Below are 256 nucleotides of genomic sequence, written 5' to 3'. Positions count from 1 at the left end.
CGTCCTGCCCGATGTCGTGCCGGCGATCCCGCCCGATCGTGACCTGCTCGTCATGCCCCACCGTCTCCTTGCGGTCGTTACCGATCGCAATCGTCTCGTCGTGCTCGACCTGCTCACTGCGGTCATTGCCCACGAAGGTGGTTTCATCGTGGTTGACGTGGATGTTCTGATCGCGCTGCGCGTGAACGTAGATTTCCTCCTGCCCGGCCTCATCTTCAAAGCGCAGCTCGTTGAAGCCTTCGCCCTTGTGCGTCTG

1 pseudogene is annotated in these 256 nt (G+C 61.3%); it reads right to left on the bottom strand.

Annotation, left to right across the window (positions count from 1 at the left end):
- Positions 1-256, bottom strand: a pseudogene (locus tag JYJ84_RS37515) (type VI secretion system tip protein VgrG); the annotation flags it as partial.

Origin of the sequence: Burkholderia sp. LMG 13014, from assembly GCF_905232215.1 — a bacterium.
Classification (GTDB): Bacteria; Pseudomonadota; Gammaproteobacteria; order Burkholderiales; family Burkholderiaceae; genus Burkholderia.
Note: the sequence above shows the minus strand (reverse complement) of the source record. Positions and strands in the feature narration are given on the sequence as shown.